The sequence below is a fragment of the Actinacidiphila paucisporea genome (assembly GCF_900142575.1).
Classification (GTDB): Bacteria; Actinomycetota; Actinomycetes; order Streptomycetales; family Streptomycetaceae; genus Actinacidiphila; species Actinacidiphila paucisporea.
On record NZ_FRBI01000036.1, the window covers coordinates 27,953 to 43,787 of the forward strand.

Sequence of the window (15,835 nt, forward strand, 5' to 3'; positions counted from 1 at the left end):
CGGGTGCGGAGGCGGGCCGTGAGCGAGTCGGGCGGTTTCGGTCATGCCGCTCGCGGTCGGGGAGGGCTGTGCCCGTCGGGCGTCCTTGTGCCATGCACCGCGGTGCCGGGACTCGGGGATGGGCGACGAGGGCCGTGCCCGTCGGGCGTCCCTGTGCCGGGGACCGCGGTGTCGGGGCACGGGGGTTCGGGATCCGGGGGTGAGGTGTGATGGCGACCGATCCGATGGCGGTGGCATGGGCCGCCGCGCTGTGTGTCGGCGTGCTCCTGTGGACGGTTGTGGATGATGGCAGGCGGCGGCGGGCCCGGCGGACGCTCGGCGCGGACTGGCACGACGGCCGGGGGCGGACACGGACGGCGGGCGGTTCCGGTGGTGCGTCGGGGAACCGGCTGCGGGAGATCGCCGAGGGGCTGCGGTGCCGCGTGGCGCGGTATGCCGCGGAAGTCGGTGACGGGCCGCGCTGGTGGCACCGGTGGGCTCGTGTCGAGGTGCTGTGCCTGCCGGTCGGGGCGGTGCTCGCCGGGGCGACCCGGTCGGTGCTGCCGCTGCTCGCCGGGATGGCGGCGGTCCCGCTGGTGGGGCGTGCGCTGCGGCGGCGGGCCGAGCGGGTGGCGGCTGAGCGCGGTGCCGAGGCCGTCGGCGCGCTGTGCGGTGCGCTGGCCGGTGACCTGCGGGCGGGCCGGCCGCCGCATGCCGCGCTCGGCGACACGATCGAGGCGGCCGGTTGGACCGCCGTGCCGGAACTGTCCGGCGCGGCACGGCTGCTGCTGTCGGCCGCCAGATTCGGCGGCGACGTGCCGCAGGCTCTCAGGGCGGCCGCTCGGCTGTCGGAGGGCACGCGGGGCCTGGCCGCGATGGCGGCCTGCTGGCAGGTCGCGCTCGACGGTGGCGCGGGCCTGGCCGCCGCGCTCGACCGGCTCGCCGCCGCGCTGCGGGCGGAGTCCGACCAACGCGACGACCTACGGGCGCAGTTGGCGGGCCCGCGCTCCACCGCGGGACTGCTCGCGCTGCTGCCGCTCTTCGGTGTCGTGCTCGGCGCGGGCCTTGGCGCCGACCCGGCGCGGGTCCTGCTCCACACGGCGACCGGCCTGGTGTGCTTGCTGGTGGGCGGCCTCCTGGAGTGGGCGGGACTCGCCTGGACGGCTCGCATCATCCGGGCGGCGGAAAGCGGACGAGCCGGGGGTCCAGGTGCCGGCCCGGCCCGGGCGCCGGACGGGCCGCGGGGGCCTGCTCGGCGCGAGGTGGCGGGGCTGCGGGGCGGGATGGAGCGGGCGGACCGGGGGCCGCGGGCGGTGGCGGTGGTGGCTGTAGCGGGCGCCGGCGTCGGCTCTGTCCACAGCCTGGGGACAGTCGCGGTGGCACTGGCCGCGGCCGGTGGAGCGCTGGCCGTCGCAGGAGGCGCCGGGCAGCGGCGCAGACAGGTCAGGCGCCTGCGTGCGGCGCTCGGCGAGGTCCGGCCGCGCCGGGCGGGGCCCGATCGGCTGCGGCACGCGGTCGGCGGTCCGGTACGGCGCTGGGGCCCCGCGGCAGCCGCCGGGCTGGTGGCGGGAGCGCTCGTCGGCGGGGCGCTGGGCGTCCTTGTGGGGCTGCTCGGGGCCGCCGGGGTCCTCCGGGTGCTCCGCGGCCGTCCGAAGGCCGCAGGCGGCCGTACGGCGGCCTCGGAGCCCGACGTGGCGCAACTGCCCCTGTGTGCCGACCTGATGGCGGCCTGTCTGGCCGCGGGAGCGAGCCCGGGCGAGGCGGCCGGGGCCGTGGGCGGCTGTCTGGGCGGGACGCTGGGGGCCGCGCTGATACGGGCTCAGGCCGAGTTGCGGCTCGGCGGGGACCCCGCACAGTGCTGGCAGCGCTTCGGCGGGGTGCCCGCCGCCCGTGAGATGGGCCGGTGCCTGGCCAGGGCCTCCACGACCGGTGTCGCACCGGTGGCGGAGATGTCCCGGCTGGCCGCGGACCTCCGTGCCGCGCACGGCCGCACCGCTCTCGCCGGGGCCAGACGGGCCGCGGTGCTGGCCACCGCACCGCTCGGCCTGTGCTTTCTGCCGGCCTTTCTGCTGGTCGGCGTCGTGCCGGTGGTGATCGGCCTGGCGGGCACGGTGCTGGGCGCCGGCAGCGGCTGAGCCGGCCCGCCGCCGCATATCGACCACACATCAGGGGGCGTGGTTCCGCACGCCCCGATTCGGCCCGGGACCGGTCCAGAACCGGCTCTCTGGCAACCCACAACAGGAGGAAACGACCATGAGCATCATCAAAGCCAGGCCGGCGGGGAAGACCGTGCGGCAGCCGCTCGACGTGAACAGCCGCAAGGCGTCCGCCCGACGTCGTCCGGCGTGGTGGGACCGCAGGATGCGCGCTTGCCGGGCGGCGGCGGAGGCCGGAATGAGCACGGCGGAATACGCCGTCGGAACGATTGCCGCGTGCGGCTTCGCGGCCGTGCTCTACAAGATCGTGACCAGCGGGCCCGTGCGGTCCGCGCTCACCGCGGTGATCGAGAAGGCGCTCCATGCGTCCTTCTGACCGCCGCGCGGCTCCCGGCCCCTTTCGCGGCCGGGAGCCCGCGGGGCGCGACGAGCGCGGATATGTCACCGCGGAGACGGCGGTCGTCATCCCGGTGCTGATCGTGCTGGCCGGGTTGCTGATCTGGGGGCTGGCCGCCGCGGCGGCCCAGGTCGCGTGCGTGGACGCGGCGCGTGCGGGGGCGCGGGCGGCGGCCAGGTCGGAGCCGGCTGCCGACGTGGTCGAGGTGGCGCGGGAGGCCGCGCCCTCCGGGGCTCGGGTGAGCACGGGGCGGGCGGGGGACCTCGTCACCGTGCGGGTGACCGTGCCCTGGCCCCGCTTCCCGGTCACGCTGACGGCCCGGGCCGCCGCCCTCGCGGAGGACAGCGTGGACGGAGGTGACGGGCCATGACCGGGCGGCGCCGGGACGGCGACCGGGGGTCGGCCACGGTGTGGTCGCTGGGGATCGTCGCCGTGCTGCTGGTGGTCTTCGCGACCGGGCTGTTCGTGGGCCAGGCGGTCGTCCTGCGGCACCGGGCGGGCGCGGCGGCGGACCTTGCCGCCCTCGCCGCGGCCGACCACGCCCTGGACGGCCGCAGCGCCGCCTGCGCCCTCGCCGCCGAGGTCGCCACTGCCCAGGGCGCCCGGCTGGCCGACTGCACCGTCACCGGCGACTTCTCCGATGTGGTGGCGGACGTCGGCGGAGCCAGGGTGCGCTCCCGCGCGGGCCCGTCACTCGCCCCCGCCCCGACCCCGGTCGCCCGCGTCGTCGGGCGGCCGGGAGGGGCCGGGTGCGGCCTCCGCCGGGCCGCCGTCGCGGTCGCCCGCCGTCCGACCGGTCGGGCCGTCGCTGCCGTCGGGGTCCTCCGCGCGCGGTTCGCCGGGCCGGGCGGCCGCGCGGCCGCCCTCGGGACCGGCGGGGACTTCGGCGTCCGGGCCGCCGGGCGCCGCGGAGGTGGCGACCGGACCGGCGGCCGCGCCGCCGGACGGCGTGGACGGTGCGGGGGTGGTGTCGAGGCCGGCCGGGTCGACGGCCGGGCCCTCGGCGCCGGGCGCGGAGGACAGCAGGCAGGTGAGGAGGCGGACTGCGGCGGCTTTGTCGAGCGGGTCGTTGCCGTTGCCGCACTTGGGGGACTGGACGCAGGAGGGGCAGCCGAATTCGCATTCGCAGGCGGCGATGGCCTCGCGGGTGGCGGTGAGCCAGGTGCGGGCGGTGTGGAAGGCGCGTTCGGCGAAGCCCGCCCCGCCGGGGTGGCCGTCGTAGACGAAGACGGTGGGCAGGCCGGTGTCGGCGTGCAGCGGTACGGAGACGCCGCCGATGTCCCAGCGGTCGCAGGTGGCGAACAGCGGGAGGAGGCCGATGGAGGCGTGCTCGGCGGCGTGCAGGGCGCCGGGCAGCTCCTCGGGGTGGATGCCGGCGGCGTCCAGCTGGTCGTCGGTGACGGTCCACCAGACGGCGCGGGTGCGCAGCGTGCGCGGTGGGAGGTCGAGCTTGGTCTCGCCCAAGACCTCGCCGGTGAGCAGCCGGCGGCGCAGGTAGGACACCACCTGGTGGGTGACCTCGACCGAGCCGAAGTGGATGCGCGCCTCGCCCCAGGGTTCCTCGACGTCGGCGGACAGCACCCGCACGGCGGTGGTGTCGCGGGCCATGGTCGAGTACGGCGGGTCGGTGCGGGCGACCAGGGCGACGCCATCCTCCAGGTCGAGCCGTTCGACCAGGTAGGTGCGGCCCTGGTGGAGGTGGACGGCGCCATCGTGGACGGCGGTATGGGCCGAGGAGGCGTCGACCGTGCCCAGCAGGCGCCCGGTCGAGGACTCCACGACCTGGATCGGCTTGCCGCCCTCGCCGCGGATGTCGGTGAGGTCGGAGGCCCGCTCCCGCCGGGTCCAGTACCAGCCGGCCGCGCGGCGCCGCAGCAGCCCGCGCCGTTCCAGCTGCGCGACCAGTGCGGGCGCCTCGGGGCCGAAGAGGGCGAGGTCGTCCTCGGTGAGCGGGAGCTCGGCCGCGGCGGCGCACAGGTGCGGGGCGAGGACGTACGGGTTGTCCGGGTCGAGGACGGTGGATTCGACGGGCTGCTCGAAGATCGCCTCGGGGTGGTGGACCAGATACGTGTCCAGCGGGTCGTCGCGGCCGACCATGACCGCCAGCGCCCCCTGTCCCGAGCGCCCGGCCCGCCCGGCCTGCTGCCACAGCGAGGCGCGGGTGCCCGGGTAGCCGGCCAGGATGACGGCGTCGAGCCCGGAGATGTCCACGCCCAGTTCCAGCGCGGAGGTGGAGGCGAGGCCGAGCAGCCGGCCGGAGTGCAGGTCGCGCTCCAGGGCCCGGCGCTCCTCGGGGAGATAGCCGCCGCGGTAGGCGGCGACCCTGGCCGGGAGCGAGGGGTCGATCTCGGCGAGCCGTTCCTGGGCCATCAGCGCGACCAGCTCGGCGCCGCGCCGGGAGCGTACGAAGGCGACCGTGCGGACGCCCTGGAGCACCAGGTCGGTGAGCAGCTCGGCGGCCTCGGCGGTGGCGGTGCGGCGGACCGGCGCCCCGCGCTCGCCGGACAGCCGGGTCAGCGGCGGCTCCCACAGGGCGAAGGCGAGCTCGCCGCGCGGCGAGGCGTCGTCGGTGACCTCCACGACCCGGACGCCGGTGAGCCGGGAGGCGGCGCGGGCCGGGTCGGCGGCGGTGGCGGAGGCGAGCAGGAAGACCGGCTCGGCCCCGTAGCGGGCGCAGACCCGCCGCAGCCGGCGCAGCACCTGGGCGACGTGCGAGCCGAAGACCCCGCGGTAGGTGTGGCACTCGTCGATCACGACGTAGCGCAGATGGCGCAGGAAGGAGGACCAGCGGGCGTGTCCCGGCAGTATGCCGCGGTGCAGCATGTCCGGGTTGGTGAGCACGTAGGTGGCGTACTGCCTGACCCACTCGCGTTCCTCGACGGGCGTGTCGCCGTCGTAGACCGCGGGGCGGATCGCGGTGCCCAGTGGCGCCGCGAGCGCGCTCACGGCCCGTCGCTGGTCGGCGGCCAGCGCCTTGGTGGGCGCCAGGTAGAGCGCGGTGGCGCCGCGGCCGCCGGCGCCGGGGGCGTCGACGCCGTCCAGCAGCGCGCTGAGCACCGGTGCCAGATAGCCCAGCGACTTGCCGGACGCCGTGCCGGTGGCGACCACCACCGACTCGCCGCCGGCCGCGTACTGCGCGGCGAGCGCCTGGTGCTCCCACGGACGGACGATCCCGGCCGCCGCGATTGCCGCCTCGACCTCCGGCCGGATGCTCCCTGGCCAGAATGCATGACGTCCGACCCGCGGGGGCAGGTGCTCCGTATGGGTGATGCGTGCGGCCCGGTCTGCCCCCGTGGCAAGCCGCTCCAGAGCGGTGCGGGGGGACGGGCGGCCGTGCGCCGACTGCGGAAGATGATCCTGGGCCATCGACACTCAGTGTGTCACCGGCGTGACGGACAATCGCAGTAAGGCGTCGTGCTGGCCCACTGCGAAGTGATTGAATGCCATCGCGGCTGCCGGTCCTTCCCCTACCTTCGGTGGGAAGGCCCCTACTCCTCGGTGGGGAGGCCCCTGGGGGAGCCGCGTCGATGCAAGGTGCTGGAGGATCCGTGGACCTGTCCCTGTCGACCCGAACCGTCGGCGATCGCACGATCGTCGAGGTCGGCGGCGAGATTGATGTGTACACCGCGCCCAAGCTGCGTGAGCAGCTGGTGGAGCTCGTGAACGACGGGAGTTACCACCTGGTCGTGGACATGGAGGGAGTCGACTTCCTCGACTCCACCGGACTGGGTGTGCTCGTCGGCGGCCTCAAGCGGGTGCGCGCGCATGAGGGGTCGCTGCGACTGGTGTGCAACCAGGAGCGCATCCTGAAGATTTTCCGTATCACCGGTCTGACCAAGGTGTTCCCGATTCACACCTCGGTCGACGAGGCTGTCGCGGCGACCGACTGATCTTCGCCTGAGCGAAGGGGTACCGGACGGGCCACCGTCCGGACCCCTGTGATGCCCACCCAAGAACCGAGGGGGAGGCCATGCCCACCGTAGAACTGCTCTTCAGCGCTCAGCCGGAGCATGTGCGCACAGCGCGGCTCGTGGCGGCTGCTGTGGCGCGCCGGGCAGGGGTGGACGAGGCGGCTCTGGACGAGGTGCGGCTCGCGGTCGGCGAGGCGTGCAGCAGGGCCGTCGGGCTGCACCGCAGCAACGGCGTGGAGGCGCCGGTGCGGGTGATGCTCAACGAGGACGAGAAGAAGTTCTCCATCGAGGTCGCCGACGAGGTCCCCGGCAACGCCTCCGGCTCCTCGCCGGACGCCGGCGCGGACGAGGCGGCCGACGACGAGGGCGAGATGGGCCTGGCCGTGATCAGCGGTCTGGTGGACGACGTCGAGGTCATCGAGGGTGCCGCCGGCGGAGTGATCCGCATGAGCTGGCCGACCGCGTCGCTCTAGGGACGGCCCCGGAACGCGTCGCCGACCGGCCCTCGGGCGGTCGGCGATCTTCGCCGTGCGAATGGCCGGTTGTGCAATTACCGTGGGAATTCCCGACGGGCACTCTTTTTTGATCTTCTGCCGCTCCCTACAATCCGTCCATCTTGCTCAGCTCGCCTGAGCGTCGCGGCTTTGTCGAGCCGTAGGAGCCGCACGCCCATGCGCCAAACGTCAAGGAGGACGAATGGCGGGGCCACTTACCCCTCACACGCTCGCTGCGGACCCGGTACTGACTGACGGAAACCGCCTGCTCGTCTGGATCATCGCGGTGGTCGCGGTGGCCGCCCTCGCGCTCGCCGCGGTGTTGGTACGTCAAGTGCTCGCTGCGGACGAAGGCTCCGACAGCATGAAGAAGATCGCTGCTGCCGTGCAGGAAGGCGCCAACGCCTACCTCGCACGGCAGTTCCGTACGCTGGCGGTCTTCGCCGTCGCGGCCTTCTTCCTGCTCATGCTGCTTCCCGCGGACGACACCTCGCAGCGTATCGGCCGGTCGATCTTCTTTCTGGTCGGCGCTGTTTTCTCGGCGATCACCGGATACGTCGGAATGTGGCTCGCGGTGCGCAGCAATGTGCGGGTCGCGGCGGCGGCGAGAGCGGCGACACCGGAAGCCGGAGAGCCACCCGCGGATTTGACGGATGTCTCGCACCGGGCGATGAAGATCGCATTCAGGACCGGCGGCGTCGTCGGAATGTTCACCGTGGGACTCGGCCTGCTGGGCGCCTCCGCCGTCGTGCTGATCTACAAGGCCGACGCGCCCAAGGTGCTCGAGGGATTCGGATTCGGCGCGGCGCTGCTCGCCATGTTCATGCGGGTCGGCGGCGGCATCTTCACCAAGGCGGCCGACGTGGGCGCCGACCTGGTCGGCAAGGTCGAGCAGGGCATCCCCGAGGACGACCCGCGCAATGCCGCGACCATCGCGGACAACGTCGGCGACAACGTGGGTGACTGCGCCGGTATGGCGGCCGACCTCTTCGAGTCCTACGCCGTGACCCTGGTGGCGGCGCTGATCCTCGGCAAGGTCGCGTTCGGCGACTCGGGCCTGGCCTTCCCGCTGCTCATCCCGGCTATCGGCGTGCTCACCGCGATGATCGGCATCTTCGCGGTCGCGCCCCGGCGGTCCGACCGCAGCGGCATGTCGGCCATCAACCGCGGCTTCTTCATCTCCGCGGTGATCTCGATGGCGGGTGTCGCGGTGGCCGTCTACGCCTATCTGCCGTCCTCCTACGCCGACCTGGACGGTGTCGGCGCCGACATCAGCGGGCACCCGGGAGACCCACGGGTGCTGGCCCTGGTGGCGGTCGCCATCGGCATCGTGCTGGCCGCGGTGATCCAGCAGCTCACCGGTTACTTCACCGAGACCTCCCGGCGCCCGGTCCGCGACATCGGCAGGAGTTCGCTGACCGGCCCCGCCACGGTCGTGCTGTCCGGCATCTCGCTCGGCCTGGAGTCCGCGGTCTACTCGGCGCTGCTGATCGGGCTGTCGGTCTACGGCGCCTTCCTGCTGGGTGGCACGTCGGTCTGGCTGGCGCTCTTCGCGGTCGCGCTGGCCGGCACCGGCCTGCTGACCACGGTCGGCGTCATCGTCGCCATGGACACCTTCGGGCCGGTCTCCGACAACGCGCAGGGCATCGCTGAGATGTCCGGCGACGTCCACGGCGAGGGCGCCCAGGTCCTTACCGACCTCGACGCGGTGGGCAACACCACCAAGGCCATCACCAAGGGCATCGCCATCGCCACGGCGGTGCTGGCGGCCACCGCGCTGTTCGGCTCGTTCAAGGAGGCCGTCGACACGGCGGTCACGAAGGCGCATCCGGGTGCCTCCGACGCCCGCTGGCTGTCCCTGGACATCTCGCAGCCCAACAACCTGGTGGGGCTGCTGTTCGGCGCGGCGGTGGTCTTCCTCTTCTCGGGCCTGGCGATCAGCGCGGTGTCCCGGTCGGCGGGCGCGGTGGTCTACGAGGTGCGCCGGCAGTTCCACGACCACCCGGGCATCATGGACGGCACCGAGCTGCCCGAATACGGCCGGGTGGTGGACATCTGCACCAAAGACGCTCTGCGCGAACTGGCCACGCCCGGCCTGCTCGCCGTCCTGGCGCCGGTCGCGGTGGGCTTCAGCCTCGGTATCGGCTCGCTGGCGTCGTATCTTGCCGGGGCGATCGGCGCCGGCACCCTGATGGCGGTCTTCCTGGCCAACTCCGGCGGCGCGTGGGACAACGCCAAGAAGCTGGTCGAGGACGGCCACCACGGGGGCAAGGGCAGCGCGGCGCACGAGGCGACCGTCATCGGCGACACCGTGGGCGACCCCTTCAAGGACACCGCGGGTCCGGCCATCAACCCGCTGCTGAAGGTGATGAACCTGGTGGCGCTGCTGATCGCCCCGGCGGTGGTGAAGTTCAGCTACGGCGTCGACGCCAACGCCGCGGTGCGGATCATCGTGGCGGGCGTCTCGATCGCGGTCATCGTGGCCGCGGTCTACGTCTCCAAGCGCCGCGGCGTGGCAATGGGCGGAGCCGACGACATGGGCGACGGGGACGGCGGTGGTCAGGACCGCGAGTCGAGCGGTTCCACGGTGACCGCCTGACGCCGCGCCCGGCGCAATATGCCGCGGTGTGACATGTGCCACTCCGTCAGAGTCGTGGCGGGCGGCCGGAGGTGACCGGCTGTCCGCCACGCGCCGCGTGCACCGCCGAGCGGATCGGCGCCGGATCGTCGCTTGCTACGAATGGCTTGAATATCGAACGAATGCTGACAAATTCATCTGATGATTCGCGGTTGGCACCCCCTTCCCGTGTAAATTCCGGGGCCGTGAGGCCACGGAAGGGACCCAACCGGTGAAGTTGAACCACAGGCTCGCGCTGTCCTGTGCGGTCGCGCTGCTGGCGCTGTCGCCGCTGTCGGCGTGTTCGAGCGACGACACGGGCAAGAAGCTGGACGCCTGGGCGAAGGGCGTCTGCGACCAGACCGCGGCACAGACCAAGAAGATCAACGACGCGAACACCTCGCTGACCAAGGTCGACAGCGGCGGCAAACCGGAGACCGTACAGGCGTCCGACTCGGCCGCCTTCCAGCAGATCTCCGACGCCTACAAGGCGCTGGCGGGCATCTACAGCCAGGCGGGCGCCGCGCCCGGCGACGGCGGCGCCCAATTCCAGCAGAAGGCCGTCACGTCGTTCACCACCCTTTCCACCCAGTACGCCGGTCTGAAGAAGCAGGTCGACGCGCTGGACACCACCGACCAGAACAAGTTCGCCCAGGGGCTCCAAGGCGTGTCCGACTCGTTCAAGCAGACCAGTGCCGACGGCGAGCAGGCGCTCAGTTCGGTGCGCCAGGGCGACCAGGGCAAGGCACTGGCCAAGCAGCCCGGCTGCCAGAGCGGGTCCGGCTCGGCGTCGCCCACCAGTTCGTAGCCTCAGCCCCTTCCGAGCGGGCCGTACGCGCGCGGAACGGGCCGCACGCCCCCGTTTCGAGCGGCCCGTGCGCCCCTTCCGCACGGGCCGAACGCGCGCACGCAGCGCCGGGCGCCGTCGCGTCCGCGACAATGGCCGGTGTGCAGACGCCTCACCTCCCCGCCCCCGACAGCGCGCCCGCCCTGCGGGACGACCTGCGTGCCGCGGCCTTCACGGCCGACGGCTGCCTCGACCTGCTCGGCGCCGTCGCCTATGCCGCGCTGTCCCGGGCCGAGACCGTGCCCGCGCTGCGCGCCACCCGCGGTGACAGCCCGCTGGACACCCTGGTCAGGCTCTTCCTGCTGCAACGCCCCGTCCCCTACGAACGGGCCCGGGCCGCGCTTCCCGGCCTCGAGCGCTACGCCGCCGACGGCTGGCTGCTGCGCGACGGCGAGGACGTACGCGCCACCGTCGACGTACGCCCCTACGCCGGTGACGGCGGCGCCGACTGGTGGATCGTCTCCGACCTGGGCTGCGCCGTGGGCGGCGCGGGCGGCATCGGCAGCGCGCCCGGGGTGGACCGGGCCGACCTGGTGCTCGGCGTCGGCGGAGCGTCCACCACGCTTGCCGGGCTGACCGTACGCGAACCGGTCGGCAGCGCCCTCGACCTGGGCACCGGTTCCGGCGTCCAGGCGCTGCACGCGGCCCAGCACGCCACCCGCGTGACGGCCACCGACGTCAACCCGCGCGCCTTGCACTTCGCCCGGCTGACCCTCGCGCTGTCCGGCGCGCACGAGCCCGACCTGCGCCGCGGCAGCCTCTTCGAGCCGGTCGGCGACGACCGCTACGACCTGATCGTGTCCAACCCGCCCTTCGTGATCTCGCCGGGCAGCCGCTTCACCTACCGGGACGGCGGTATGGGCGGCGACGACCTGTGCCGCACCCTGGTCCAGCAGGCCGCCGACCACCTCAACGACGGCGGCTGGTGCCAGTTGCTCGCCAACTGGCAGCACACTGAGGGGCAGGACTGGCGGGAGCGCCTCAGCGGCTGGGTGCCGCAGGGCTGCGACGCGTGGATCGTGCAGCGCGAGGTGCAGGACGTCGCACAATATGCCGAGCTGTGGCTGCGCGACGGCGGTGACCACCGCAGCGACCCGGCCACTTATACCGCCCGCTACGACGCGTGGCTCGACGACTTCGAGCGCGCCAAGGTCAGCGGCGTCGGCTTCGGCTGGATCACCCTGCGCAAGTCCGGCGCCGACGCGCCGGTGATCACCGCGGAGGAGTGGCCGCACCCGGTGGAGCAGCCGCTGGGCCCGCACATTGCCGCGTGGTTCGCCCGGCAGGACTTCCTGCGCCGCCATGACGACGCCGACCTGCTCGAAGCCCGCTTCACGCTGTCCGACGAGGTCGTCCAGGAGCAGGTCGGGCTGCCGGGCGCCGAGGACCCCGAGCACGTGGTGCTGCGCTCCGCCCGCGGCATGCGCAGGGCCACGAAGGTCGACACCGTCGGCGCGGGCTTCGCCGGGGTCTGCGACGGTACGCTGCCGGCCGGCCGGATCGTGGACGCCATCGCGCAACTGCTCGGCGACGACCCGGTGGTGCTGCGCGACCGTACGCCCGGCTCGATCCGGATGCTGGTCGAGCAGGGCTTCCTCGAACCGGTCCCCGACGCCGTCAACCCGCGGCCCTGAGGATCACACGGCCACGCCCACCCCGGCGTCAGCGCAGATTGCGCAGCACCGCCCACGCCACCAGCACCGCCCCCACCGCGTACGACGCCCGCGCGCCCAGCACCGGCCGCCACCGCCGCCCGCGCAGCCCCGCCGCCGCCCAGCGCCCGGCGACCACCAGCAGGAAGGGCGTGCAGAGCAGCAGCAGCGCGTTGTCGTGGAAGGCCCGGACCGGGTCGGCGTGCAGCAGGTCGTACGCCATGCGGGTGGCGCCGCAGACCGGGCAGAGCAGGCCGGTGGCCCAGTTGAAGGGGCAGCGGGGCAGCCAGTGGCCCGGCTGGTGCGGGTCGGTGCCGTAAAGAACGAGCGACCCGGCAAGGGCCGCGGCGAGTGCGCCGAGCGGCGCCGCGGCGGGATGTCCCGCGGCACGCCGCACTATGCCGGCGCCGCCGGCCTCACGGGCTCCCGCGGTGGTCATTGCCGCGTCACGCAGCCTGGGGCGCCCGTGCTCGACCTGCCGCGTGACCGCGTGGACGCCCCGCGGAGAGCGCACCGGGACCAGCGCGGCGCCCGGACCGTGCGACTGCGGATCATCACGGCGCGGACCGCTGTCCCCGTACGAATTCCGGTCGGACATCCGATCCCCCTGTACTGCTCCGGGCCGCCGTGCGCGGGCGGGCCGCGCGGCGGCTGCCGCGGACCATCCTCGCAGTCCGCGCCCGCCGCGTCGCGCCCCCGCCGTACGCCGCCACGGCCCGCCCCGGCGGGGTGCCGGGCGTCTCGCCTGACTCTGACATGACCAGTCCATGCGGCAGACAGGCCGCTTGTCGGGTTACCGTTCGGATGGCGTTGTTGACTTTTCCCGTTTGACACAGGACCGGGAGGTACGGTCACACTCCGCAGCGTCACCCCTTCGAACCGGAGAGAAGAGCGAAGTTGTCCCCGACCCGCGAGACCGCACCGGCCGGCCGCCGACTCGTCATTGTCGAGTCGCCCGCCAAGGCGAAGACGATCAAGGGCTATCTCGGTCCTGGATACGTCGTCGAGGCCAGCGTCGGGCACATCCGCGACCTCCCCAACGGGGCCGCCGAAGTGCCGGCGGAGTACAAGGGCCAGCCCTGGGCGCGGCTCGGCGTCAATGTGGACAGCGACTTCCAGCCGATCTACGTCGTGAACGCCGATAAAAAGGCACAGGTCAAGAAGCTCAAGGAGCTTCTGAAGGACTCCGACGAACTATTCCTGGCCACCGATGAGGACCGCGAGGGCGAGGCCATCGCCTGGCATTTGCAGGAAATCCTCAAGCCCAAGGTCCCCGTGCACCGGATGGTCTTCCACGAGATCACCAAGGACGCCATCCAGGAAGCCGTCCGCAATCCGCGGGAGCTGAACCAGCGGCTCGTCGACGCCCAGGAGACCCGCCGTATCCTCGACCGGCTCTACGGCTACGAGGTCTCGCCCGTCCTGTGGAAGAAGGTCATGCCGCGGCTGTCGGCGGGCCGCGTCCAGTCGGTGGCCACCAGGCTCGTCGTCGAGCGGGAGCGCGAGCGCGTCGCCTTCCGCTCCGCCGAATATTGGGACCTGACCGGCGTTTTCGCCACCGGCCGCACCGGCGACGCCTCCGACCCGTCCACGCTCAACGCCCGGCTGGTCTCCGTCGACGGCCGCAGGGTCGCCCAGGGCCGCGACTTCGACGCCGCCACCGGCGCGCTCAAGGGCGGCGCCACCGTCCTGCAACTGGACGAGGCCGCCGCCCGCGCGCTGGCCGCGGCACTCGCCGACACGCGGTTCTCGGTCCGCAGCGTCGAGTCCAAGCCGTACCGCCGCTCGCCGTACGCGCCCTTCCGCACCACCACGCTCCAGCAGGAGGCCTCGCGCAAGCTCGGCTTCGGTGCGAAGGCCACCATGCAGGTCGCCCAGAAGCTGTACGAGAACGGCTTCATCACCTACATGCGTACGGACTCCGCGACCCTCTCCGAGACCGCGATCAGCGCCGCCCGCGCCCAGGTCACCCAGCTCTACGGCGCTGACTACCTGCCGGACAAGCCGCGCACCTACGCCGGCAAGGTCAAGAACGCGCAGGAGGCGCACGAGGCGATCCGCCCCTCGGGCGACCGCTTCCGCACCCCCGCCGAGACCGGCCTGACCGGCGACCAGTTCCGGCTGTACGAGCTGATCTGGATGCGGACCGTCGCCTCCCAGATGAAGGACGCGGTCGGTCAGTCCGTCACCGTGAAGGTCGGCGGCACCTCCGCGGACGGCAGGGACGCGGAATTCAGCGCGTCCGGCAAGATCATCACCTTCCACGGCTTCCTCAAGGCGTACGTCGAAGGCGCCGACGACCCCAACGCCGAGCTGGACGACCGCGAGCGCCGGCTGCCGCAGGTCGCCGAGGGCGACCCGCTCACCGCCGAGCAGATCACCGCCGACGGCCACGCCACCAAGCCGCCCGCCCGCTACACCGAGGCGTCGCTGGTCAAGGAGCTGGAAGAGCGCGAGATCGGCCGCCCGTCGACGTACGCCACCATCCTCGGCACGATCCTCGACCGCGGCTACGTCTTCAAGAAGGGCACCGCGCTCGTCCCGACCTTCCTGTCCTTCGCCGTCGTCAACCTGCTGGAGAAGCACTTCGGCTGGCTCGTCGACTACGACTTCACCGCCTCCATGGAGGACGACCTCGACCGCATCGCCCGCGGTGAGGCCCAGTCCGTGCCGTGGCTGCGCCGCTTCTACTTCGGCGCCGAGGACCCGGGCGCGGCCGCCGCCTCGCCGGGCAACGACGGCGACCACCTCGGCGGCCTGAAGGAACTGGTCGAGGACCTCGGCGCCATCGACGCCCGGGAGATCTCCTCCTTCCCGGTCGGCGACGGCATCGTGCTGCGCGTCGGCCGCTACGGCCCCTACGTCGAGAAGGGCGAACGCGGCGAGGAGGACCACCGCCGCGCCGACGTGCCCGACGACCTGCCGCCCGACGAGCTGGACGTCGCCTACGCCGAGGAGCTGTTCGCCCGTCCCAGCGGCGACTTCGAGCTGGGCGACGACCCCGTGACCGGCCGCCCGATCGTTGCCAAGGACGGCCGCTACGGCCCCTACGTGACCGAGATCCTCCCCGAGGACACCCCGAAGACCGGCAAGAACGCGATCAAGCCGCGCACCGCGTCGCTCTTCAAATCGATGACCCTCGACACCGTCACGCTGGAGGACGCGCTCCGGCTGATGTCGCTGCCCCGCGTCGTCGGCACGGACGCGGAAGGCGTCGAGATCACCGCGCAGAACGGCCGCTACGGGCCGTATCTGAAGAAGGGCACGGACTCGCGGTCGCTGGAGACCGAGGACCAGCTCTTCACGATCACCCTCGACGAAGCGCTGGCCATCTACGCCCAGCCCAAGCAGCGCGGGCGCGCCGCGGCCAAGCCGCCGCTGAAGGAACTCGGCACCGACCCGGTCAGCGAGCGACCCGTCGTCGTCAAGGACGGCCGCTTCGGCCCCTACGTGACCGACGGCGAGACCAACGCCACGCTCCGCCGGGACGACGACGTCGAGTCGATCACCCCCGAGCGGGGTTACGAGCTGCTGGCGGAGAAGCGGGCCAAGGGCCCCGCGAAGAAGACGACGGCGAAGAAGAGCGCGTCCGCGAAGAAGGCTCCCGCCAAGAAGGCCGCGCCGGCGAAGAAGGCGGCGACCAAGAAGGCCGCTCCCGCCAAGAAGGCCGCCGCCAAGAAGACGGCGGCGAAGAACTCCGCGCCGTCCGGGGAGTAGCGCGGAAGCCGCGGATCCTCCGCGCTCGGGTCGCGCCCCCGCGGGGCGCCGCCCGAGCGCACAGG

General features: G+C 73.2%; 11 protein-coding genes and 1 pseudogene. 10 read left to right on the top strand and 2 right to left on the bottom strand.

Going from position 1 to position 15,835, the window contains the following annotated elements; all coding sequences use genetic code 11:
• Positions 1–209 precede the first annotated feature (209 nt).
• From BUE44_RS39655 to BUE44_RS32455, 4 genes and pseudogenes are all read left to right on the top strand, one after another.
• Entirely contained in the window at positions 210–2,114 is a 1,905-nt protein-coding gene (locus BUE44_RS39655) for a type II secretion system F family protein (RefSeq protein WP_073502605.1), read from the top strand.
• A 118-nt stretch (positions 2,115–2,232) separates the two neighbouring features.
• The gene (locus BUE44_RS39660; RefSeq protein ID WP_322940940.1) at positions 2,233–2,511 is read left to right on the top strand and encodes a DUF4244 domain-containing protein; all 279 of its coding nucleotides are present in this window, start codon (positions 2,233–2,235) and stop codon (positions 2,509–2,511) included.
• Positions 2,498–2,902, top strand: coding sequence for a TadE family type IV pilus minor pilin (locus BUE44_RS32450; RefSeq protein WP_073502606.1), 405 nt, complete (start codon positions 2,498–2,500; stop codon positions 2,900–2,902). The genes BUE44_RS39660 and BUE44_RS32450 overlap by 14 nt, the downstream gene beginning before the upstream one ends.
• Positions 2,899–3,162: pseudogene (locus BUE44_RS32455) on the top strand (Rv3654c family TadE-like protein); the annotation flags it as partial. The gene BUE44_RS32450 and the pseudogene BUE44_RS32455, both read left to right, overlap by 4 nt.
• A gap of 60 nt (positions 3,163–3,222) precedes the next feature.
• Here the strand turns inward: BUE44_RS32455 and BUE44_RS32460 are convergent.
• Positions 3,223–5,898 (bottom strand): DEAD/DEAH box helicase, encoded by a 2,676-nt coding sequence (locus tag BUE44_RS32460; RefSeq protein WP_079190289.1) that lies wholly within the window; start codon positions 5,896–5,898, stop codon positions 3,223–3,225.
• A gap of 182 nt (positions 5,899–6,080) precedes the next feature.
• Between BUE44_RS32460 and bldG the strand changes: the two genes are divergently transcribed.
• The 5 genes from bldG to BUE44_RS32485 all read left to right on the top strand — a co-directional run bounded on the left by bldG (position 6,081) and on the right by BUE44_RS32485 (position 12,035).
• Positions 6,081–6,422, top strand: coding sequence for an anti-sigma factor antagonist BldG (bldG, locus tag BUE44_RS32465; RefSeq protein WP_031520166.1), 342 nt, complete (start codon positions 6,081–6,083; stop codon positions 6,420–6,422).
• 80 nt (positions 6,423–6,502) lie between these two features.
• On the top strand, positions 6,503–6,916 hold the full coding sequence (locus tag BUE44_RS32470; RefSeq protein ID WP_073502607.1) for an ATP-binding protein: 414 nt from the start codon (positions 6,503–6,505) through the stop codon (positions 6,914–6,916).
• A 223-nt stretch (positions 6,917–7,139) separates the two neighbouring features.
• On the top strand, positions 7,140–9,536 hold the full coding sequence (locus BUE44_RS32475; RefSeq protein WP_073502608.1) for a sodium-translocating pyrophosphatase: 2,397 nt from the start codon (positions 7,140–7,142) through the stop codon (positions 9,534–9,536).
• 250 nt (positions 9,537–9,786) lie between these two features.
• Positions 9,787–10,362, top strand: coding sequence for a small secreted protein (locus tag BUE44_RS32480; protein WP_235002690.1), 576 nt, complete (start codon positions 9,787–9,789; stop codon positions 10,360–10,362).
• A 131-nt stretch (positions 10,363–10,493) separates the two neighbouring features.
• Positions 10,494–12,035 (top strand): DUF7059 domain-containing protein, encoded by a 1,542-nt coding sequence (locus BUE44_RS32485; RefSeq protein ID WP_073502609.1) that lies wholly within the window; start codon positions 10,494–10,496, stop codon positions 12,033–12,035.
• 28 nt (positions 12,036–12,063) lie between these two features.
• Here the strand turns inward: BUE44_RS32485 and BUE44_RS32490 are convergent, their stop codons facing one another.
• Positions 12,064–12,651 (bottom strand): DUF2752 domain-containing protein, encoded by a 588-nt coding sequence (locus BUE44_RS32490; RefSeq protein WP_407640083.1) that lies wholly within the window; start codon positions 12,649–12,651, stop codon positions 12,064–12,066.
• A gap of 299 nt (positions 12,652–12,950) precedes the next feature.
• Here BUE44_RS32490 and topA point away from each other — a divergent pair, with 299 nt between their 5' ends.
• Positions 12,951–15,770 (top strand): type I DNA topoisomerase, encoded by a 2,820-nt coding sequence (topA, locus tag BUE44_RS32495; RefSeq protein WP_073502610.1) that lies wholly within the window; start codon positions 12,951–12,953, stop codon positions 15,768–15,770.
• Positions 15,771–15,835 lie beyond the last annotated feature (65 nt).